The organism is Bacillus sp. JJ1562 (genome assembly GCF_036962705.1).
Classification (GTDB): Bacteria; Bacillota; Bacilli; order Bacillales; family Bacillaceae_L; genus Ferdinandcohnia.
Map to the genome: position 1 here is coordinate 14783 of NZ_JBALOQ010000046.1, position 23166 is coordinate 37948.

At 37.8% G+C, this 23166-nt stretch carries 20 protein-coding genes; 17 read left to right on the plus strand and 3 right to left on the minus strand.

The window, feature by feature from the left end; translation table 11 throughout:
• The first annotated feature begins 129 nt into the window (after positions 1-129).
• The 6 genes from V7097_RS21785 to V7097_RS21810 all read left to right on the plus strand — a co-directional run bounded on the left by V7097_RS21785 (position 130) and on the right by V7097_RS21810 (position 7640).
• The gene (locus V7097_RS21785) at positions 130-1431 is read left to right on the plus strand and encodes an MFS transporter (RefSeq protein ID WP_335705739.1); all 1302 of its coding nucleotides are present in this window, start codon (positions 130-132) and stop codon (positions 1429-1431) included.
• A 261-nt stretch (positions 1432-1692) separates the two neighbouring features.
• Complete coding sequence (locus V7097_RS21790) at positions 1693-2409, plus strand: GTP pyrophosphokinase (RefSeq protein WP_335705740.1); 717 nt, start codon at positions 1693-1695, stop codon at positions 2407-2409.
• 22 nt (positions 2410-2431) lie between these two features.
• Positions 2432-3034: a TetR/AcrR family transcriptional regulator gene (locus V7097_RS21795; protein ID WP_335705741.1), complete on the plus strand. Its 603-nt coding sequence runs from the start codon at positions 2432-2434 to the stop codon at positions 3032-3034.
• Positions 3035-3145: 111 nt separating this feature from the next.
• Positions 3146-4069 (plus strand): DMT family transporter, encoded by a 924-nt coding sequence (locus tag V7097_RS21800; protein WP_335705742.1) that lies wholly within the window; start codon positions 3146-3148, stop codon positions 4067-4069.
• Positions 4070-4305: 236 nt separating this feature from the next.
• On the plus strand, positions 4306-5091 hold the full coding sequence (locus V7097_RS21805; RefSeq protein ID WP_335705743.1) for an SDR family oxidoreductase: 786 nt from the start codon (positions 4306-4308) through the stop codon (positions 5089-5091).
• Between the two features lie 326 nt (positions 5092-5417).
• A complete protein-coding gene (locus V7097_RS21810; protein ID WP_335705744.1) occupies positions 5418-7640 on the plus strand; it encodes a glycoside hydrolase family 3 protein in 2223 nt (740 codons plus the stop codon).
• 175 nt (positions 7641-7815) lie between these two features.
• On the opposite strand, the gene V7097_RS21815 is transcribed toward V7097_RS21810, so the two are convergent.
• Positions 7816-8577 (minus strand): SurA N-terminal domain-containing protein, encoded by a 762-nt coding sequence (locus V7097_RS21815; RefSeq protein WP_335705745.1) that lies wholly within the window; start codon positions 8575-8577, stop codon positions 7816-7818.
• Positions 8578-8896: 319 nt separating this feature from the next.
• Here V7097_RS21815 and V7097_RS21820 point away from each other — a divergent pair, with 319 nt between their 5' ends.
• The 9 genes from V7097_RS21820 (at position 8897) to V7097_RS21860 (ending at position 16757) form a co-directional block, all read left to right on the plus strand.
• On the plus strand, positions 8897-9565 hold the full coding sequence (locus V7097_RS21820; protein ID WP_335705746.1) for a DUF3995 domain-containing protein: 669 nt from the start codon (positions 8897-8899) through the stop codon (positions 9563-9565).
• Between the two features lie 101 nt (positions 9566-9666).
• A complete protein-coding gene (locus V7097_RS21825) occupies positions 9667-10341 on the plus strand; it encodes a response regulator transcription factor (RefSeq protein WP_335705747.1) in 675 nt (224 codons plus the stop codon).
• Positions 10338-11696, plus strand: coding sequence for a sensor histidine kinase (locus tag V7097_RS21830; RefSeq protein WP_335705748.1), 1359 nt, complete (start codon positions 10338-10340; stop codon positions 11694-11696). The genes V7097_RS21825 and V7097_RS21830 overlap by 4 nt, the downstream gene beginning before the upstream one ends.
• An 86-nt stretch (positions 11697-11782) precedes the next feature.
• Positions 11783-12889, plus strand: a complete 1107-nt coding sequence (locus V7097_RS21835; RefSeq protein ID WP_335705749.1) for a hypothetical protein — start codon at positions 11783-11785, stop codon at positions 12887-12889.
• A gap of 82 nt (positions 12890-12971) precedes the next feature.
• Entirely contained in the window at positions 12972-13283 is a 312-nt protein-coding gene (locus tag V7097_RS21840; protein WP_335705750.1) for a hypothetical protein, read from the plus strand.
• Between the two features lie 172 nt (positions 13284-13455).
• Complete coding sequence (locus V7097_RS21845; protein ID WP_335705751.1) at positions 13456-14025, plus strand: RNA polymerase sigma factor; 570 nt, start codon at positions 13456-13458, stop codon at positions 14023-14025.
• Positions 14000-14803, plus strand: a complete 804-nt coding sequence (locus V7097_RS21850; RefSeq protein ID WP_335705752.1) for a hypothetical protein — start codon at positions 14000-14002, stop codon at positions 14801-14803. The genes V7097_RS21845 and V7097_RS21850 overlap by 26 nt, the downstream gene beginning before the upstream one ends.
• The gene (locus V7097_RS21855; RefSeq protein ID WP_335705753.1) at positions 14787-15659 is read left to right on the plus strand and encodes an ABC transporter ATP-binding protein; all 873 of its coding nucleotides are present in this window, start codon (positions 14787-14789) and stop codon (positions 15657-15659) included. Before V7097_RS21850 ends, V7097_RS21855 begins: the two co-directional genes overlap by 17 nt.
• On the plus strand, positions 15660-16757 hold the full coding sequence (locus V7097_RS21860; RefSeq protein WP_335705754.1) for a hypothetical protein: 1098 nt from the start codon (positions 15660-15662) through the stop codon (positions 16755-16757).
• 85 nt (positions 16758-16842) lie between these two features.
• On the opposite strand, the gene V7097_RS21865 is transcribed toward V7097_RS21860, so the two are convergent.
• Positions 16843-17496 carry a carboxymuconolactone decarboxylase family protein gene (locus tag V7097_RS21865; RefSeq protein ID WP_335705755.1) on the minus strand — a complete coding sequence of 218 codons (654 nt, stop codon included), beginning with the start codon at positions 17494-17496 and terminating at the stop codon, positions 16843-16845.
• A gap of 727 nt (positions 17497-18223) precedes the next feature.
• On the opposite strand from V7097_RS21865, the gene V7097_RS21870 reads away from it, so the two are divergent.
• Both V7097_RS21870 and V7097_RS21875 read left to right on the plus strand, forming a co-directional pair.
• A complete protein-coding gene (locus V7097_RS21870) occupies positions 18224-19789 on the plus strand; it encodes an FAD-dependent oxidoreductase (RefSeq protein WP_335705756.1) in 1566 nt (521 codons plus the stop codon).
• 512 nt (positions 19790-20301) lie between these two features.
• The gene (locus V7097_RS21875; protein ID WP_335705757.1) at positions 20302-21939 is read left to right on the plus strand and encodes a S8 family serine peptidase; all 1638 of its coding nucleotides are present in this window, start codon (positions 20302-20304) and stop codon (positions 21937-21939) included.
• Positions 21940-22026: 87 nt separating this feature from the next.
• Here V7097_RS21875 and V7097_RS21880 read toward each other — a convergent pair whose 3' ends face one another.
• Positions 22027-22923, minus strand: a complete 897-nt coding sequence (locus V7097_RS21880) for a M23 family metallopeptidase (protein ID WP_335705758.1) — start codon at positions 22921-22923, stop codon at positions 22027-22029.
• Positions 22924-23166: the final 243 nt, after the last annotated feature.

Genomic DNA, 23166 nt, shown 5'->3' on the forward strand with positions numbered 1-23166 from the left:
GTGAAATAGGCACTCTCCCTATTTTTAGTATTTTGTTTAATTATATTAAACTTTTTGTTGAAAAGGAAGTATAATGATGATATGATTTGTTTAATTAAATTAAACTTTCCCGATATTGGAGGAATTATCATGAATGAACAACAAAAGCTTAAAAGAGCGACGTATCATTTATTTACATTCACAATCAGTAAAATCATTTCCTCATTTGGCGCACAAGTATACGCATTTGCAATTAGCTTTTATATTCTTCAACTAACAGGCTCTGCAACGAGTTTCGCAACAAATCTGATTTGTAATTTATTGCCGAGGGCACTTGTCACACCGCTGGCTGGTTATGCAGCAGACAAATATTCTCGGAAAAAGATCGTCATTATCTCACAGCTTGTGACAACGCTAGCAATCGTTGGGCTTCTTGTAGTGAGCATGACGTACGGTCTATCACTGATTGCGATTTACACGACAACGGTTGTATTATCCATTGCATCTTCATTTACAGGTGTAACCTTTACGTCATCAGTTACTGGCTTGGTTGATGAAGATCGAATCCAAAGAGCGATGTCACTCAATCAGATTTCAATGTCGTTTGCAGCAATCGGTAGCCCAGCAGTTGGAGGACTATTATATGGGACTGTTTCAATGGAATTATTTTTAGGAATGTATATCGTAGCTTCTGTGATTGCAGTTATCTTGGAATCAACAATGAACTTCAATCTGTTCTCAAAACGCAAGGCCAAAGACGAACAAGAGCAGAAAGAAACAATGTGGCAAAGCATAAAAGCGGGAATTGGTTATCTAAAAACAAAACAGATTTTAATGACGATGATCTGGATTTCATTAATCATTAACTTCTTATTTGGCGCATTTGAGGTTGGTTACTCCTTCATCTTAATTGAAAAATTAAAACTAGCTTCACAACATTTCGGATTCACACAAGGGGCATTTGCGGTTGGAATGCTATTATTCTCGATTTATTTCTCGATTCGAAAAGAAGTGAAGTTTCCATTCCTTGTTTCAAAACGTGGAATCATTGGTTTAGGTGTAATCATGGGAGCGATGTCTGTACCATTAATGATCTCATTATCCTATTGGTCGGTGTTTGCATACTATTTTGTAGCGATGTTTACGTTCGGTTCGATGATTATCGTTGTCAATACACCAATTCAAGTTATGATGCAAAAAATGATTGATGATGACTTTAAAGGTCGAGTATTCTCTATTTTGGAATCTATGGCGGTTGCTTTAATGCCACTTGGGATGATTATTTTCGGATTGTTGTATGATATTCTTCCAGGTCAATACATTCTAATAGTATCAGCTATCGCTTTAATTGCAGTAACTCTCGTTTTAGCAAGACCGAGTGTCATGAGAAAAGCACACCCAGAATTAAATGAAAAGAAATCTGTTGTAGAGAAAACAAGCACTGCTATATAAAATCATTGGGCCTTTCTCAAAAAAATGGGGAAGGCTTTTGTGTGAACATAATGTGACAATGTGTCATAGATAATTGACTTGTGACACCGTGTCATTTAGAATTTAAATAGTGAGGTGACACGAGGTCATGTTAAAAGTTGAATCTAAAAGTGAACAAAACAAACTGAAACTACGCAAGCTTGCAAAAAAACTGCAAGAACTAGGTGTCAAGGCTTCAATCATCAAGAAACCGATAACTTCACAGTAAAAAGGAGACGAATGATGTCTGTAGGTATAAGAATTGATCAGCTAAAAGATATGAAGGTGGAGCTACTACGATTTATGATGTCGTATAAGTTTGCACTTGAAGAAATGATGACGAAAATCAATATTTTGAAGCAGGAATTTAAGTATATGCATGATTACAACCCAATCGAACACGTTTCATCTCGATTAAAATCGCCTGAAAGTATTTTAAATAAAGTCAACCGCAAAGGATATGACTATTCGATTGAGTCAATTAAAGAAAACATTCGTGATATTGCGGGAATTCGCATCACTTGCTCATACATCTCGGATATTTATAAAATCAGTGAAATGCTGCAACAACAAAAGGATATTACCGTAATTGAGTGCAGGGATTATATTAAAAACCCAAAGCCAAACGGGTATAAAAGCTTGCATCTAATAGTGCAAATCCCAATCTTCATGTCCGACCGTGAGGACCATGTCTGCGTTGAAATTCAAATCCGAACCATCGCAATGGATTTCTGGGCTAGCTTGGAACACAAAATTTACTACAAATACAATAAAGAAATCCCTCAGCATATGAAGGATGAATTAAAAGAAGCAGCCATAACAGCATCTCAATTAGATAAAAAAATGGAAAAGCTTCAGCAAGAAATGAACAAACTAAAAGAATCAGCGAAAGCAGACGACCACTATCAAAATGATGATAAAATCCTTCTTCCATACGATTTTCTATCATTAGTCAAATAGCAACGAAAAGGGAAGGGTGGAAATGCCTAAACTTACATTTTTTAATTTACCTGAGGATAAAAAACAAACTTTAATTGATGCGGCTAAAAAGGAATTTTCAAGTGTCCCTTTGTTTGACGCTTCGATTTCGAACATCATCAAAACTGCCGGAATCTCCCGCGGCAGCTTTTATCAATATTTTGAGGACAAGGAGGATGCCTTTTTCTTTTTATTAGGTGAGTTTGCCAAAGAAAAGAAGGAAGCGTTTCTTTACATGCTCGAAAAGGATGAAGGTGATATGTTTCAAACATTTATCGACTTTTTCGAACTGTTCTTAGAGGAAGATGAAAACCTGACATTCTTAAAAAATGCATTGCTTAACATGACCCATAAAATTGAGCAAACATTTGACAAAATGACGAGTGAACATGAAATCAATGAAAATTTTAAAGTGCTCTGCTCTCGGATTAACATGAGCAAACTGAATGTCTCAGACGAATTGGAGTTATTTCATGCTTTGCAAATCATTACATCGGTCATGCTACGCAATTTAATCCATACATTTGCTCATGATTTGCCTCGTGATATTGCATTGAAAAACTTTATGACGGAAATGAATTTATTGAAAAAAGGATTTGTCCGGTAGGAGACACGCGTTGTGCTCCTCCGGCCTTTTTCTTTTTTTGAGCCTTTTTTCAATAGAAATGAAGTATAATAGAATGCATTAAAGTATCGACATCAGATTGGATGGATGTGTGTGCAGAAACATTTTTTATACGGCATTTTGTTATTTGTGATGATGGCATGGGGGCTCAATATTGTCGCAATCAAAATATTGGTTGAAAACTTTCCTCCGTTTACCATTACCGGTCTACGAATTCTTGCAGCTGGCCTCGTGATATTTGTCTTTTTGTATGTAAAAAAGGACCTGCAAAAAATGAGCCTACATGAATTCGGGTATGTCGCACTGAGTGCCTTAACGGGAATATTTGGCCACCAAGCTCTACTATCCATCGGCTTGGTCAACACAAGTGCCACAAACGGCGCATCCATTCTAGCCTTAATACCGCTTGTTACCAATGTTTTAGCGGTACTATTCTTAAAAGCTAAAATGACTCTTTTAAAAATGTGTGGAGTGTTCTTTGGAATAACTGGCATTTACTTTATTTTGGTTCTTGGTGGAGGATCTTTTACGAAGCTATCAAGTGGTGATTTTTACATATTTTTATCGGTCATTGCGCAAGCACTAAGCTTCATTTTTATCCGAAAAGCATCCTATACATTGAGCCCTAAGACGATTACCTGTTATGCGTTATTAATGGGTGCTGGCTTTTTGGTCATGTTAAGCTTTGCCATAGAGAGTCAATCAATCCATAAAATTGGAGCTGCTCCTTCTTATGTGTGGGTGGTTTTCATTGCATCGGCCATTATCTCGACTGGAATCGGAAATCTGTGCTATAACTTTGCCATTTCGCAGCTTGGAGCAGGTGAGACTGCTATTTTCTTAAACCTCTCACCATTCTTTTCACTAATTGGATCTGTGTTATTTTTAAATGAAGCTTTCAAATTGATTCAGTTAGTTGGATTCATTTTAATTGTCATTGGTGTTTTATTAGGAACGCAAATTTTTGAACGAAAACCACGGGTTGATAAGCAAGTCGGGGTTTCCGTGTCGAAATAGATGAGTAGGGTCAGCTCTTTTTATTGGGGATGGCCTTTTTTCTGTAGGGCACAATTATTTTGAGTTAGGGCAGAATTACATGTACTTAGGTCGCAATTATTCGAGGTTAGGGAACAATTATTGGAGGATAGGGCACATATCTCCAGAGTTAGGGAACAATTATCCAAAGATTAACACAAAACGATAAAAGTGAGCTAATATTAAAGAATAGTCTCAATCTAAGGAGTGATATACCTATGGATTTAAATTTAAATGGAAAAACAGCCATTGTAGTGGCATCTAGTCAAGGACTCGGAAAAGCAATCGCGACCCAGCTTGTTAATGAAGGCGCAAATGTCATGCTCGCAAGTCGTAGTGAAGACAAATTAATAGCTGTCCAGGAAGAACTTATGGCAATCAACAAGGGCAAAGTTTCTTACCTTCAAACAGATATCACGAAAAACGAAGACATTGAAGCTTTAATAAAAAATACAGTAGATACGTTTGGAACAATTGATATTCTTATCAACAATGCAGGGGGGCCCCCAGCAGGAACATTTGATCAGTTAGATGATGAAGCTTGGCAGGGTGCATTTGAATTAAATCTATTAAGTTATATTCGAATGATTCGAGGAACTCTACCATATATGCAAAAAAATGGCGGAAAAATCATCAATATTGCATCTTCCTCTATCAAAATGCCACTTCCTGGTTTGATTCTTTCTAATACTTTTCGCCTAGGAATTGTAGGTTTATCAAAAACATTAGCTGATGAATTAGCACAACATAATATCCTAATTAATACAGTCGCACCTGGACGAATTGCAACAGACCGGGTGGCTCATTTGGATCAAGTGAATGCGGAAAAACTTGGAAAGCCGATTGAAGAAGTTGAACACATGTTCAAAGAAACAATCCCGTTAAAACGCTATGGTACACCTGAAGAATTCGCAAACTTCGTTACATTTTTAGTATCTGATGCTAACACCTATATGACCGGACAAGCCTACTTAGTTGACGGTGGAATGGTGAAGGCAATCTAAAAATTATGGCCTGTTTCCCAACGATAAAAGGGAGACAGGCTATTTTTTTGTTAAGCTAGCATGACTAAAGATATAGTGCTAAAGGACGGGTTGTTTTACTTGGATTTTGTCGAAATGGTCAAGAAGTATGAATTGTAAAAATAATCAGAAAGTATGATTTACTATATTTTTTCCCGGTGCTATTCTATTATCATTAAAGTATACTAATATATTTCACTAGCTACATAGTAAATACTTTAATTTGAAAGGGGTTACATCATAGAAAAAGGGGGATAGATGTCGAAACAGATTAATGATCATTTTTTGTAGAAGAAAGGGAGAGTATGATGGCGAAATCGTCCAAATGGAAAAAGATTATGATTGTATTCCTAGCTGTACTATTTTTCGTTCCTCTTGTCATTCCTCAGGTTAGTGCAAAAGGGAATGAAGCAGGAAAGAAAAATGAAATCATTAAGGAAGTAGAAACAAAAGCAAAAGAAATTTTAACGGTAGATGGCAAAGAATTTAAAGATTTAAATTCGAATGGACAACTAGATACATATGAAGACTGGAGACTACCAGTAGAAGATAGAGTAGAAGATTTACTAGAGCAAATGACGGTTGAAGAAAAAGCAGGTTTAATGCTAATATCCTCCCAGTTTATGCAAGGTGGTGGCTTTGGCGGAAGTAGATGCCCTGCGGAAGAGGGTACATTACTTTGTGAAACAGATACATGGAGTGAAACAAATATGTGGGCACAACCTGGTGACCCGAATTATGAATTTGATGCACCTGTATTAGACGCATCTGCAGCGACAAAAGGGATTCTTGAGCGAAATTTACGCTATTTCATCATTCGCGATAATCCAAAGGCTGATGTATTAGCACAATGGACCAATGAACTCCAAGAAGTAGCAGAAGGCTCAAGATTAGGAATTCCGGTTGTGATGACGTCTAATCCACGAAACCATATCAACAATAACTTGGCATTTGGGTTTGCGGAAGCAAGTGGAGTATTTTCAGTATGGCCGGGTGAACTTGGTTTAGCAGCTACAAGAGATGCTAAGTTGGTTAAGGAATTCGGTCAAATTGCTGCTAAAGAATGGAGAGCTTCTGGAATCCAGAAGGGCTACATGTACATGGCTGATATCATTACAGACCCAATCTGGGGAAGAACAAATGGAACATTTGGTGAACACCCAGAGCTTGCGGCAGATATGATTTATGCGATTGTGAAAGGCTATCAAGGAGATCAATTAAGCTCAACTAGTGTATCTTTAACAACAAAGCATTTCCCAGGTGGCGGAGCACGTGATGACGGTAAGGACCCACACTACTTAGATGGGAACTTTAATCCATATCCAACAGAGGGTAGCTTACTTAAGTACCATATCCCTCCGTTCAAAGCTGCTATTGAAGCAGGTACTACATCAATCATGCCTTATTATGCTTACCCAAGCAATGCAAATAGTGCAGCAGATCAACTAGGCACTGGTGAACCATTTGAAGAGGTTGGTTTTGCTTATAATAAAGCGATTATTGGCGACCTATTACGTGAACAGCTTGGATTCAAAGGTTATGTGAACACCGATACTGGAATCACAACAGCAATGCCTTGGGGTGTTGAAGACTTAACACGTGCTGAAAGATTTGGGTATGCATTAAAAGCAGGAGTTAATATATTCTCTGGCGAAGCGGATCCAACTTACTTAATCGATGCAATCAATGCAGATTCAGAATTAATCACATTTGTGGATGATTCAGTTAGATTTTTAGTCAAAGAAATGATGCAATTAGGCTTATTTGAAGACCCTTATGTGGATCCTGAAAATGCAGTTAAGGTTGCGTCTAACCCTGAATCTCAAAAGATTGCAGATGAAGCACATCGTAAATCAGTCGTTCTTTTACGTAATGACGAAAAACTACTTCCAATAAATAATGGTCAAATCAAGAAGGTTAAGCTTTATGTTGAAGTATTCACAAGAAATAATGCTGCAGGCAGTACTGATGCTTTAAGAGAAAAGATTGCAAACTATGATAAATCGATTCAGGTTGTAGATAATCTTGAAGATGCAACACATGCATTAGTTTGGGTACATCCAAACAATACAACTGCAAATCCTTCTATTAAATTAGGACCTGAAACAGGAATTGCAGATGTGAATCGCATCGTAGACATTCAAAAAACAGTTCCTACCATTACAGCGATTCACATGACTAATCCATGGTTAATTGATGAAATCGAGCCAAATGCAGCAGCTGTTATTAGCACATTTGGAGTAAAGGCTGAAGCTTTAGTAGATGTGATTCGTGGTAAATTTAATCCAACAGGAAAGCTTCCATTTACAGTTCCTGCTGACGAAGAGGCAGTGGCGAATGAAAATGGTGACATTCCTGGATATGAAGAAGACCCATCCTATGTATATAAAAACAAAGCTGGACATGAATACTGGTTTGGATTTGGACTTTCCTACAATCAAGGGAAAGCACCAGATCATTCAAAAGAAACAGGGAAACCTGACCATGCAGATGAAACTGGAAAACCAAATCATGCTGGGAAGAAAAATTAAAGAAATATAGAAAAAGAGGAAGGGTGACAGTTAACGAGTTCCAATACCTGTCGCAAACATAAAAAATGTAATGTAAAAAGACCATCAAATTATATCTGAATTTGATGGTCTTTTGTTATTAGTCAGGGACATCTGGCAACGACCCCATGAGCTGTTCATTTTTGTGTGTAACATCTTAAATCTTAATATCAATCTTCGCATTTTTCTTTAACTCTTCAACCTGCTGAGCGAGTTTTTCCTGCTGTTTTTCCTGTTGAAGAGATTGTTCGATTTGCGGTTTTATTTCTTCAAGCTTGGGAATTTCTTGTCCAGTACTCTTCCCCTGTTCCGCATATTGATCATACATTTTTTGAATTTCTTCATCGGTTATTTCACCAACCGGCATTTCTTTCTCAACGTACTGTCTAAGTTTAATATCGTCAGCTATTTGAGTTTCAAGTATTTGCATATCCATATTGGATTTTTCAAGAGCTGATTCGAATTCTTTTTCTGTTTTAAATTGTTTTTTTATTTCGTCCAGCTGCTTTTTAATATCTGCCTCTGAAGCTTTATAGTTTTTTTTATCTGCCTCTTGAAGAAGAAGAGTTTGTACGACTAAGCTGTCAATAGTTTGGTCTTTGATTTGCTTTGCAGCTTCTTTAGATGTGGGGTCTTGTCCCATTTCCTGCATTTGTACTTGTATAGTTGGTAAAGTGCTATTATAGGTGCTTCCTAGAATTTCTTTATCATTCACTATAGCAACAGTTTTCTTTTCATCTATTTGCTGTGCTTCTAATTTCTTTTGCATTTCTTCCATTTGCTTTTGCTGATCCTTCTGCTGATCGGTTTCCGTTGTTTTTGCTTTATCATTATTTTTAGCTTCTTCATTTCCTCCGCATGCTACTAAAACAACGGCCATTAGAGCGGTTATTAGTGTAAACATCATCATTTTTTTCATGGTCGATCTCCTTCCTTAAGCTAGAAGTATAATTTTCCCCTAAGAAAAATCATCTAGTGTGCATTATAAAGTTAATCGTACGAAAAAGAAACATTATGCGCTCTTTTTAATATTTATAACAGGATTGAAATATTTATAATATTAATGGCTGATTGTAAAAAGAAAACTCAAAAAAACATATAAAAAATTTAAACAGAACTTAAAGATGACCTCACTTTCATTTAACTTTCGATCATTAAAATGAATGTGAGGTTATTTGGGTTTAAAGAGAAAAGTGAAACCAAACAAAAATAGTACGGAAATGGTGGGATAAGCAGATATGCAAGAAGTAAATTTCAGTAAAAAACCTATTTTTGAACGTTTTGAACGCTTTACAAAATCGTCTGTATGGCCAGCATACATTGGCTGTTTTATTGCTTTTATATATGCGGTTTTCGTCCGATTTTATCATGCTGCTGGCGGCACGATTGGTATGACGGGGAAAATAAAAGATCCTGCACTATTTTACAAGGGAAGTTATATGGCAGGTCTTACCATCATGTTTTGTGGATTTGCTTTGATTGCGCTTATAAAGCCTTGGAGTAGGATTGTTCCGATAAAGATACCGTTGATTGGAGGCAGAAAAATTCATCCGCTTATTTTATTGACTCCCACTCTTTTAGGTACAGCCTTTTTACTTGCGCATGGAGTAAGTGGAATAATGACAAAAGTACTTCTGCTGGCAGGTTTCATTACAATGGATTTCCCTGGATTTGTTGAAGTAGATGTTCGTTCCCTAGCTTTATGGGACTTATTAGTCTATGAACCTATATTTTGCTTTTTAGGTATAATGGCTGGCTTGACTGCTGCTCATTATGCACAAGCCTCTGGGGTACAACAATCCACTTTTAGACGGGGTGCTATCCTTTATTTAAGCATAGTCTTTCTATTAACAACACTTTTCGCATCGTCTATCATTTTTGATTTCACTGATAAAATTAGTTTTTAAATGTCGATTGATTTAAAATAGTTTGATAAATTATTAGGATAGCATGGTAAAATTAGGTGGAATTTTCCTTTTTTTATCTAATGAGAGGAGTGACCTAGTATATGAAGTTAACGGTTTTGCATATAGAAGATGATCAAGAAATTGGATCATGGGTAAGTGAATTTTTAACAGAATGTGGATATGAAGTTATTTGGATAACATCTGGTCATGAGGCAATGAAGCATATGGAGCGGGTGGATCTCGTTATTTTGGATATTATGCTTCCTGGTTTAGATGGATATACAATCGGTCAGCGTCTAAAGCAGAAGTACCCGAATACGCCAGTCTTGATGTTATCGGCAAGAACTTCAATGGAAGATAAGTTACATGGACTCACTTTCGCGGATGATTATATAACAAAGCCCTACCATCCTGATGAGTTAGCGGCACGCATTCAAGTTTTAGTAAGGCGATTAGGAGTCGTTTCCCCAGAAATTATTCAGGTCATGCACTTGCATATAGATCAGAAGGCAAACCGTATTTTGAATACAAATACGAATGCAGACATCGTTTTGACGGGGAAACAATTTCATATATTTATGTATTTACTAGACCACATGAATCATATATTGACGAAAAAACAAATCTACGAAGCGGTTTGGGGTGATCCATATATTGAAGGGGATAAAACATTAATGGTCCACATCCGCCACTTGCGGGAAAAAATTGAGTTGGACGCAAGCAATCCGCAAATTATCGAAACAATCCGGGGGATTGGTTATAGGATGAGATCATGAATATCATTCAATCTTTAATGACAAGGTATTTGATTCTTATTTTATTTGCTTTAGTTCTTATTCCACTTATTCCAGCCATTTATTATTCTCCGCTCCTGTTCAATAAAGAATTGTACAATCCAGAAGAAATTGAAGAGATATGGAAACGAGAGGCAGCTGAATTAGATGGACATGAAGAGGAGGTCATTCATCACCGTCTTCAGTCTATAAAAAAGAAATATCCAAAGGCCGAGGTTTTCTGGATAAATGGAAGAGGCGAATCTAGATTTATCGGAAATCAGTCTTCCGCAATTCCTGAAAATTGGACATTTATCGATTCCCTTGTATTTATGGAGGAAAGTAAATTTCATGTGGATACTTTTTTACAGAACAAGGACCCTCAAAAAATATATACCATTACGGCGTTAATTGGAAATGATCCTAGGCAAGGGGTTATGGTTTTTCAAGTTCCGATCACTGATACAAATCTAGGCAGTATTTCTCTATACGAAGACTTTCCATTCTTGATATTTTTTATCTCCATTAGTGGAGCATTTCTATTAATCTCTTGGTTTTTCTTTTTTAATATACGCAAAAGGCTTGTTAAGCTTCAAATGGCGATGACCGAAACGGGTAATGAAGGCATTCCTGATGAAGTAGTGATTAGAAAAGTGGACGAGATTGGAAGGCTGGAAGGTTCTTTTAACGAAATGATTAACCAGTTGAAGAGTAGCCGAGAGAGGGAGAATGAGGAAGAAAATCTCAGAAAACAGCTGATCGCCAATATATCTCATGACCTACGAACACCTTTAACAGTCATGAGACAGCATGTATATTCCGTAAAGAAGTATCGAGCATCATCTGCAGAAATAGAATCACTTCAAATTGTTGAAAACAAACTAGATGATATGGATAAAATGATCAATAATCTACTTTCCTATAATCTGCTTTCAGCTGGTAAACACCCCATCGATATGCGCGATACGGATATATTGGATGAGGTTAGGAAAGTTATAGCGGAATGGTATCCTATATTTGAACAGTTAAGTTTTGAAATAGATATTGATTTACCGGAAAAATCGCTGATATGGAAGGTAGACCCTATTTGGTTTAAAAGTATTTTGGATAACTTAATACAAAATGTCATTCGACATGCTCGATCAGGGCATTATATTGGAATGCAAACAGTGGAACAGCATGGAGCAACCTTTATTGTTGTAAAGGACAAGGGTGCAGGCCTAGATAAAGAATCTGAAGATAAAGGGGCTGGAATTGGATTATCGATTGTTTCACTCATGGTTAAGGAAATGAACCTAGAGTGGGAGACTTCCACTTCTACAGAGGGAACCAGCCATTATTTGAGTATGAAAACTTAAACAATTCTTAAACTTGAAGTCACCTTAATGAACAGCTTTAAAGTTTATCCTTTTTATGAGTAACAAATAGAAAGGATTGTGTTCATATGGAGATTAGTACTCAAAAGGTAGATAATAATCGCGGGAGACTCATGACAAAATGGTATTCCTGGGTAGGTTATGCAGCGTGTTTTTGGTCAGTTCTTTATGGAATGATGCATTTTTACTGGTTACAAGGAGGCGAAGGCTATCCCTTTCATCATGAGCCAGAAATTGGAGTCTTTTCAGCCTTATTTACTTATCTGCCAATTCAAGCAGGCAGTTTGTTTTTTTGTGTTCTTTGTTTTCTCGGATTAATTGTTAGTTTAGCTATGAATCGTCCTTGGGGAAAAATGATTCCAAAATGGTTTATCATTATTTTTTCTTGGGCGTTTGCAGTTTTCTTGCTCCTTTTTATACCTGATTTCAGATTGATTGCGTCTATTGCTTATACATTTTTATTTATGTTTCCATTTAACTGGGAGGTATTGAATCAAATTATTTGCATAATTGGTGCATTATTGTGGATTTTTGCAGCTGTTTCTTATCAACGAAAGGTACGAAATGCATGCATGCACTGTGGAGGAAAAGAAAGTAGTCAGCCGTTTGTTTTAATCAGATGGGCAAAGTGGCTCACAATCATAGCTGCACTTGCTCCATTGCCATATGCAGTATCAAGAATTACCTGGGCATTAGGAATTCCTCTTGGTGTGGGGGATCAATTCTTAGAAGAAATGGTAAAAATGAACCCGATGGCTACTTTAACAGAATGGGTCTTTGCAGGGTTATGTTTTGGAGGAGGACTTTTAACATTAGGATTAATTCAAAAGTGGGGAGAAGTATTTCCACGATGGATTCCTTTTATTGGGGGCAAGAGTGTACCAGTTCTAATGGCTGTTATTCCGGCATCTATTATGGCGATCGCTTTGACATCAGCTGGTTTTATTTTTACCTTGGGCTTTTTCGCGCTAAAGTTACAATTCGTCCCAGCTGGAGGAATCCTGTTAAGTGAACTAGGAGGGACAATTGGACCGATGCTGACATGGATACCTTGGGGAGTAGCTCTAGGACTTGCTACTATTTCCTACTATTATCGTCGTCGTGGGCAATGTAAATATTGCATGAGAGATGAAAAACATGTCCGGCTCGGACTAAATGATAAAAAAGCTGAATAGTATGATACAAAGTATTCCGAAACTTTTCTCATTCTAATTCGTATGTAATGGTATGAGCAGTTTGGGGAAGGGGGGATGAACAGTGGTACGACACATAGCATTTGCGCTTCTGATTACTGTCGTTGAGGTAGTAATCCTGTTTGGGATTTCCCTTTATTTAGATGCAAATCTGTTAACTACCATGTTTTTCGGTTCTTGTTTCTTTATCCTATTCGCATTTCTAATGGGCTCCTCGGGTGATATCTTTACAAAAAACTCAGAGGTTGCCGTTTTTAATACATTTCTAGGAAGCTACAAACCAAGACATGAAAAAGCAATACTCAAGATAAGTCCATTTTTAACGGGATCACTCCTATGTCTGATTGTGTATTTAGTGATGGAGTATTTTATGTAGATAGAATCTGAACCCTAGCACCTGTCCAATTTTGGATGGGTGCTTTTTTGCGTTATCCAAACTTCCCTATTGCAAGCTTCAATTTCAATAAGGATAATTTAAGCAGAAACTTTTTTTACAATAAATAAATCCTTTTTTAAATCTTTTCGTCTTAATGAATGAGGTGATGAAAATGCCCGAGGATCAGGAACTAATTGAGGAAATCCTGCAAGGTAGTCAGGCAGCGATGGAGGTTTTGACAAGAAAGTACTATAAATCCATCTATGCCTTTGTTTATCGAAAAGTGGGAAACAAGGAAATGGCATATGATCTGACACAGGAAATTTTTATAAAAATGATGCAACGAATCAAGTCATATTCAAATAAAGGTAGCTTTAAAAGTTGGCTCTATACAATCGCCGTCAATCATTGTCGCGATTACTGGAGAAGTGCTGATTATAAGCAAAGCTCCAAGCAAACAGAGCTTCAGGAAACGATCAAAAGTGAAAAAAGTAATGTTCCCTACATATTTGAACGAAAGAAAACGAGGGAGCAGGTGAAGGCAGCGATTAATAGTCTACCAGATATACAACGGGAGGCCGTGATTCTGAAATACTATCATGACATGAAAATTCAGGAGATCGCGGATGTTACGAAAGCGAATGTATCGACTGTTAAATCAAGGCTGAAGCAGGGCTTAGGAAAACTAGCAGCAGCTTTAGAAAGAGGTGAGGGATATGAACAACAACAGACAAAACGATAATTTCGATGATGAGATTTTTGAATTGGAAAAGGAATTAGGAATGTCTCTCGATGAATTTGATGTGGAATTCCCAAGTGAAACTGAAATCATGATGACTATTGATGCGATGAGACCATATGCACCAACGAAAGAGAGCAAATGGGAAACAATTTTTGCCAGTATAACTACTGTATTAAAACATTCAACAAGAGAAGTCTTTTATTTCTCATCATTGTTCTGGGGTTTAAATCTTTTATTTTTACTACTCGGGGTATTATCTGTCCTTTTTTACAAAATAGACCCCTATATCATTATGCTGTATGTTGCACCACTCCCAACGATTATTGGGTTTATCGAGGTGATTAAGAGTAGTAATACCGAAATGGCTGAATTAGAGATGACATTTAAATTTAGCCTTCAGGAAATTATCCTATCTAGAATGGTAGTCGTAGGAGCCTTTAATGTCGCATTAAATGTCCTTTTAACCATTAGCTTAGCAATCCTTTTACCTGAGGTTATGATTGGAAAATTGCTTCTTTATTGGGCCACACCTTTTACTATCATTGCAGCGATCATGTTAGTTGTAGCCTCTAAGTATCGACAAGCATACAATTTTACCGGTGGACTTGTCCTTTGGACAGTAACTGTAGTGATAATGACAAAAAATGATGTCATCGAAAGAATCGAAACCATTTCAGGATTGGTTTATATTTTGATAACTATTGCTGCATCGATTTTTATCGTTGTAAAAATGATCAATATTTACAAAAGGGGTATTTCTTATGAATTTAACAATTGAGAATGTATCGAAAGTCTTTGATGATAAAAAGGCCCTGGACTCCATTCAATTAGAATTTACAACTGGAGTATACGGGATTTTAGGAGCAAATGGTTCAGGGAAGACAACATTAATGCGGATACTCGCCAGTGTGATGAAACCAAGCTCAGGAAGAGTTTTGCTAGATGGTCAGGATATAGCGGTGCTGGATTACCGGTATCGAGATGTCATCGGCTACTTGCCACAGCATGTTGGATTGTATAAAAATTTTACGGCTGAAAAATTTCTACTATATATTGCAACCTTAAAGGGGCTAACGAAGGAAGATGCCAAGGTGAAGGTTGCAGAAACATTGGATTTGGTTGGGCTAGCTGATCAAGCGAAGAAAAAAGTAGGGAAGTTTTCAGGGGGAATGAAGCGTCGTGTTGGCATTGCTCAGGCTTTGTTGAACGACCCGAAGATTTTAATCGTGGATGAGCCGACAGCGGGCCTTGACCCAAAAGAAAGAATCCGTTTCCGGAACCTTTTATCGCAAATCTCTACAAATCGAATTGTCCTGTTATCCACACATATTGTCTCAGATATTGAGTTCATAGCAAAGGAAGTGTTGATTTTAAAATCGGGTCATCTCGTCCAGAAGCAAACACCACAGCAGCTGTTAAAAGGAATCGAAGACAAAGTATGGTCGGTTACAGTTCAGAATGAGTCTGAGATTAAAAGATTCCAATCGATTTATAAGGTTGGCAATATCGCACGGGTCGGGGACAACTTCCAGCTTCGTATTTTGAGTGACGTCAAACCTCATTTAAGTGCTATACATGAACATCCAAACTTAGAGGATTTATATCTCTACTACTTTGATGAGGAGGTGGCATAAATGGAGTTGTTGAAATTTGAGTTATATAAAATTTTTAAGCAAAGAATGGTCTATATTGTATTTCTTCTATTGCTTGTGTTCTCGACGGGGTTTACATATTATCCTGGTGCTCATCAAGAGAAAGAATTGTATGAGCCATGGGAAGGGATGGTTACAGAGGATAAGCTCGAACTAGTTGCCAAGGAAAGCGAAGCATTAAATAAAAAAATAGAAAATTTGGATGAATTTGAGCTGTTAACGGATCAGGAATGGACAATTTACGGAATCTACGAAACGATTGCATTGGGGAATCAAGTAGAGACGAATGCCAAGGAGAAAATTAAAGAGCTTTCATCGGAAACTAAATATAATAGCGAACTTCAAATAGCCATGTTAATGGAAATTGACACATCTTATTTCGGCTATAATAAAGCGCCAGGAGAAATCATTGATTATGCGAGTTTCTTTTCGATTCTAATCACTGGAGCAATGCTGTTGGTTGGCCTTTCTACTATTTATACGCAGGATTATAGCAGTGGAGTAGATAATTATATTCTTAGCTCGAAAAAAGGTAGAAGTGCACTACTTCGAGCGAAAATTGGTGCAGCGTTAATTTACACGGTTCTGGTTGTCATTGGGTGGGAGATTTTCAATCTGGCGTGGAATTTTATCCAGTACGGTAATGGTGGCTGGGATACGTCAATTCAGTATATGTTTAAATACTATTTTTCACCTTATAGTTTCACAATGCTAGAGTACCATTTTCTTCAGCTTGGATTCCATTTGCTAGGAGCATGTAGTTTTGCCGTTATGATTGTTCTAATATCATCCGTTTGTAAAAATGCATTGGTTTCTCTTATCATCAATGGTGCGATTTTTGCCATACCATACTTATTAGTTGAAACACTTCAGCTCCCTAATTGGGTAGAGGATGTTTCCCAATTTTCCTTCCTCTATTTCATGAACGTCGAGCCATTTTTTGATGACTTTAAAACGATTAATCTGTTTGGAATGCCGGTTCTATATTCGATAGTCGGGGTTATTGTGATGCTAGGAATCGTCTTTGTTGTACCGTTGCTAACATCACGTATTGTGAAAAATAAAGAAGTAACGTCATGAATGTGATCACCTGTCCTGTGGGGGGCGGGTGATTTTCAATTACAAAAATAAGACCCCCAACGGTTGCTGGGGACCTTAAACCCAGTTATTCTTCAAAGCTTTGAATAAGGTTTGCTATATGGGCGTAAGCACCGCCTGCCCGAAGCGCAGCGGTTACCAAAATTGCTTCCGCAAGTTCCTCACTCGTTGCTCCTAGCTTCACCGCATTTTTTGAATGAACATCAATGCAGTATGGGCATTGAGTTGCGTTTGCAACAGCTACAGCTATGATTTCTTTAAACTTACTACTTAATTTTCCTTCTTTTGTTGCTGTAGCACTAAATGCTGCATATGATTTGAAACCGTCTGGGGCAAACTTGCCTAATTGGCCAAGATGTTTTAAATTTGAGCGGGCATAAAGTGTATCGGGAGCATCTTGATTTTTTGCATTATGTACATGCGTGCTATGGGTTACAGCTCCTCCTGCTTCAATTGCAGCTACAACAAATACAGCTTCGGTTAACTCTTCTAATGATGCACCAGCTTTTTTCGCACCTTTAGTATGTGCATCAATACAATAAGGACACTCTGTAACATGTGCAATCGCAACTGCAATAATTTCCTTTTCCTTCTTTGATAAGGCTCCTTCTTTCATAACTGCATCATCAAAAGCATTCATCGCTTTTAACTGTTCTGGCGCAAGGTCCTTAATTTTCGCAAAATGCTTTACATTTTCTTTCGGATAAAAGCTTGTGGACATAGGAGAACCCCCTTTTTTGATTCAAGTTAGTTTTACCATTAATTTTGGATAGCATTCTGGGTGAGGTTTTTTGTTACATGGGCGATTATTACTTTATATACTAAATCTAACTAATAAAACATCAGACCGTACATGATGATAGGTAAAACTGCGTATAAGAGTGACGGAATACCTCTTCATAGTTCCGATGAAGGGTAAAACAGTGATAAAAAAATACGGAAATCCATTTCATAGCCGTGATGAAGAGGAAAACTGCGCAGATGAGCGACCGAAATGCTCTTCATAGCCAAGATGAAGTCCCGAACGGAGTAAAGATGAGGCAGGAAGATCCTTCATAGGCTGGATGAAGACCCGAACGGAGAGATGGTGAAGCGGGAAAATCCTTCATATGCTGGATGAAGACCCGAACGGAGCGAAGGTGAGGCGGGAAAATCCTTCATAAGCTGGATGAAGTCCCGAATGGAGCGAAGATGAGGCAGGAAAGTTCTTCATAAGCTGGATGAAGTCTCGAACGAAGCGGAGATGTGGCGGGAAAATCCTTCATAACCTCGATGAAGTCCCGAACCAGGCCGGAATTAGAAAGCAAAGTCCTTCATTACAGACCCAATTATTAATCGACCACATTTTTTAATCTACCTACCACCAATTCCCACTCACTCATGTATGATACCCAAATTACTGGAAAACCTAATGGCAAAATTACTTATTTAGGAAATGAGGGTTTATTGTGGCAAATGAGAAAAAGCTTCCTGAGTCACCCGAGCCATTATGGAGAGTCGATGTTGACATTCCAGAATTTCCTCCGCTTGAGGAAGACATTGAAGTCGATGTTGTAATTGTAGGTGGGGGGATTACCGGTCTTACATCTGCTTATGTCTTAGTCAACGAGGGACTGAAGGTTGCGGTGTTAGAAGCGGATCAATTACTCAATGGGACATCAGGTCACACAACGGCCAAGGTTACCGCACAGCACGGGCTCATCTATGATGAATTCATCACAAATTTCGGGAGAAGCACGGCTAGACTTTACTATGAAGCAAACACAGATGCAATAAAATTTGTCGAGCGAACAGTTGAAGAGCACCAGATTGATTGTGATTTTAGTAAACAAGACGCAATCATTTATTCCACTACTGATGAGTACAAACAAAAGCTCGAAAAAGAAGCGCAAGCCTATGAAAAAATAGGAATTGATGGAGGTCTTGAAGACAGTATTCCTTTTAAAATTGATATCAAAAACGCACTTGTTATGAAAAATCAAGCCCAGTTCCATCCGGTCAAATATTTAGCACATCTTGTTCAAATCATTAAAGAAAAAGGTGGACTCATTTTTGAACATACTGTTGCAGTGAATGTAGAGACCGGGGAAAAGCCGACAGTGCTCACACGTGAGAATAAGCGAGTTAAAGCTGGTTTCGTCCTTGCTTGTTCTCATTTCCCATTTTATGAGGGAACAGGCCTTTATTCAGCAAAAATGAAAGCAACACGTTCATACATAGTTGCTACTAAAGTGAAGGAAAGTTTTCCTGGTGGTATGTATATTAGTGCAGATAAGCCAACCCGTTCGTTACGATCCGCTACAAAAAATGGTGAAGATTACGTCTTAATTGCAGGTGGCAGCCATCTAACGGGGGATCGAAATGACACAATGGAAGAATACAATGCATTAGGCACGTTTGGTGAACAGGTTTTTGAATTAGAGGATGTTCAATACCGTTGGTCGGCACAAGACCTCCAAACATTGGACAAAATCCCATATATCGGGGAACTAACAACTGGTGAACCAAATATTTTGGTAGCAACTGGTTTTCGTAAATGGGGCATGACAAACAGTACGGCTGCAGCATTATTATTTAGGGATATTATCCTAAAAAGAAACAACCCATATCGTGACATGTATTCGCCTGCTCGATTCTATGCTCATCCATCTCTGAAAAACTTCTTTGTGAACAATGCGAAAGTGGTCAAGCATTTAGTGCAAGGAAAAATGGAAATGCCCAAAAAAAATGTGGCTGACATTCTGAATGGGGAAGGTGCGGTCATTTCGATTGATGGACATCGAAAAGGAGCCTATAAAGACGAGAATGGTAAGCTCTACATCGTAGACACAACCTGCACCCATATAGGCTGTGAAGTCCATTGGAACAATGGTGAAAAATCATGGGACTGCCCTTGTCATGGATCAAGATTCTCCTATACGGGTGAGGTTCTAGAAGGTCCAGCAGAAAAGCCATTGCAGCAATATGATTACACAATGCTAGACAACCTTACATCAGAGGATTCTGGCTATTGATAGGACCATAGGGACGGTTCCTGTGGTTCCTCAAAAAATGGGAACCACGAGAACCGTCCCCGTGGTCCACAAATCAGGAGCTTCCCTTCGGAAGTTACCTGATTTTTTTAATTAACTCACCAAAGCGGTGAATGCATGTGAAAGACTTTGATACTAGTTGATTTAGATATTTTGGCTTGTTTAGATTTGTGGTGAAATAAACTTTATGGTTACAAATGACTGAATATTACAAATTATATTGACGGTCATAATTGAAAAATTGTAGAGTAATGGAGGGCAAAGAATATTTCAACTTTTACATTCATCAAACCTATTTTACAACTTCTCAACAATTCCTCAAAAAATGATTTTTTCGATTACATTTGTACCACTTTAAAACATGACAGTCAAAAGTAAACAAGTTTGTAAGTCTTGTTTGCTTTTTTAACTGTAGATACGATACATAGAAGGGAGAGTGCCGTTGACTAATACCATGTGCTTTATTTTACCAAACTAAAAATGGAGGTATGTGGATGAAGAAATTAGTTAATTTTTCAATTGTTCTTTTACTCGTATTAACCATGTTTGCGGGGGTATCCTTTGCAGATCAGCCAGACAATGTAGCAAAAGGGAACCTAGATTTTATTGAAGGTGAACTAATCGTTTCGGTTGAACCAAAACAAAAGGGAAGTGCCGATCTCACCATTCAAAGTGCAGATAGTGTAAAGGGACAGGAAGATGTGCTAAAAGCGAAAGGATTCTCAATCATTGATTCTCTCCATGTAGAAGATACTTCAGTCAAACCACTCCTTAGTAAAAATTTCAACAAACAAGTAGTCGACAAAATGGGCTTAGTCTATTTAGTTTCTTACTCCCCAGATCATTTCAATTCTAGTAATCTTGCAAAAAATGAATTGCGTAATGAGTTAATGAATCTTGGTTTCAAAGTAAGATATATTTCTGAAAACTATAAAATGATGGCAAGTGAAGGAACAGCGACGATTCAAGCCGTTCACCAAAATCAAAAATGGCATTACGACATGATTAAGGCGCCACAAGCCTGGACGGTTACGAATGGATCAGGTGCTGTTAAGGTTGCCGTGTTGGATACAGGCATTGACCACAACCATCCGAGTCTTGCTAATTTTGTGAACACTAGCTTAGGCAGAAGCTACGTTGGTGGAACAACGATGGATGTTCAAGGCCATGGAACTCACGTTGCAGGTACAATCGCGAGCTATGGCTCTGTATCTGGAGTAATGCAAAACGCAACCCTTATCCCGGTTAAGGTTTTAGGTGATAATGGATCGGGTTCATTATACGGAATCACCCAGGGAATTTTGTATGCCGCTGATATTGATGCAGATGTGATCAATATGTCATTAGGTGGCGGAGGGTATAACCAAGGTATGGATGAGGCAGTTCAAACAGCGACCGCACAGGGTACGATTGTCGTAGCTGCTTCTGGTAATGATGGGGCATCTAGTATTTCCTATCCTGCTGCGTACAGTAGTGTAATCGCGGTAGGATCCGTAACATCTAGTAGAACACGTTCAAGTTTTTCAAACTATGGTTCCGGCTTAGAGCTTATGGCACCAGGCTCAAATATTTATAGTACCTATCCAAATAGTCGCTATTCAACATTATCGGGAACATCTATGGCGACGCCACATGTTGCTGGGGTAGCGGGCTTAGTAAGAGCAGCCAATCCAAATATTTCAGTCTCACAAGCCAGACAAATTTTACGTGATACAGCACAAGCCGCAGGTAGCTTTACACAATACGGTTATGGAATTGTTGATGCCCATGCAGCAGTAGTTGCAGCCACAGGTGGCGGTGGAACTACACCTCCACCACCATCATCAACAGATACAGTCACAACAGTTTCTACGAACTACAGCTACTATTATCGTGGGGAAACAGTCTATATCACAAGCACTGTTAAAGACTCGAATGGGGCGGCGGTTGGAAATGCAACTGTGAATTATCAAATCACACGACCAAATGGTACAACAATCACATCAACAGCAACAACAAATTCATCTGGTGTCGCCACTTGGTCCATCGGAACAAACATTTCAACGGTGACTGGAGCGTATAAATTGGACGCTACCGCATCGAAAAGTGGTTATTCTAGTAGTAATGCATCTACTACGTTTAGAGTTTACTAGGAAATTCCGTTCCCTTGAAATAGGAAAAATAAATATCTCGCAATTCCTCAACATGCAAAAAAAGGCTCCAGTAGCCTTTTTTTGTTTTTATCGTACTAAACTGTTTTTCACTAAAAATCGCTCATTAAATGTAATCGGTACACCTCTCCCGTCTATTTCGGCGTGAATGTGTAAATGTGGTTCACTTGTATTCCCTGAGTTTCCTACTTTTCCGAGTTTTTGTCCTGTTTTTACTTTATCTCCTTCTGCCACAACAACGCTGCCTTTTTGCATATGGGCAATTAAAATAGTGGCATCATGGTGCTCACATAATAAAGTGACATGATTACCCTTAGTATTTTGTGGATCGGATTTAGGAGGAATAAGATCAGGTGAATTATTTTGCATGCTGACCACTTTTCCGTTACAAGGACTATACAGATCATCCTCATAAATTTTATATTTTCTAAGCTCCTCAGGATATAGCCCATTTGCTCGGGTTCCAATTGTATTTAATTTTATAATGTCTAAAGCATATTCCTGGCTGGGATGGGCTTGATGATAATTTAGCATTACATGATTTCCACCCTGTGCAACAAAGTAGGTACCATCCTTAAGTGGGAAAGTTAATTCAATTCCTTTTTCATCAACTGTATACCCTTTTACAATAAAAGCGTTTAAAGTACCGAAACTCAAAAAAATAACAACATAAATGCCGATTGAGAACTTTTGATTGAGAGTATATTTCGTCACAAACGGTAAATGACGTGCCTTCTTCCAAGAAAAAATGAATGCAACAATGAGGAGAATCAACCAAAGATAGCGTAAATAATATCCTATCCAACTCCAATCTGCTGATTGGAAGATCCAAAAGAATAGAACTGCAGTCAACAAGGAGTCCAACAACCATTCAAGTTTACTTTTAAAATTAACCTTCCATAGCATAATAATTAAGAAGGCAGGCATTACGATAAGCAAGCCAATAAAATAAAAGATTGGAAACACTATTTCTCATCCCCTATTGATTCATTTTTTTATATTGCTATATATAGCTTATTCTTTTATCAACATGAAATTCCATATTATTACATTTTATTAGATTAGAAGGTCAAATGCAATATTCCATTTTGGATTAGTCAAAAGTTGTATTCCGTAATCTGTGGATTAAAATTTGATGCTCTTTCTCTGGCACTAAAGTCACAAAAAACAATTTTACCAAAATTACTATTTGCTATTTATAATAATATC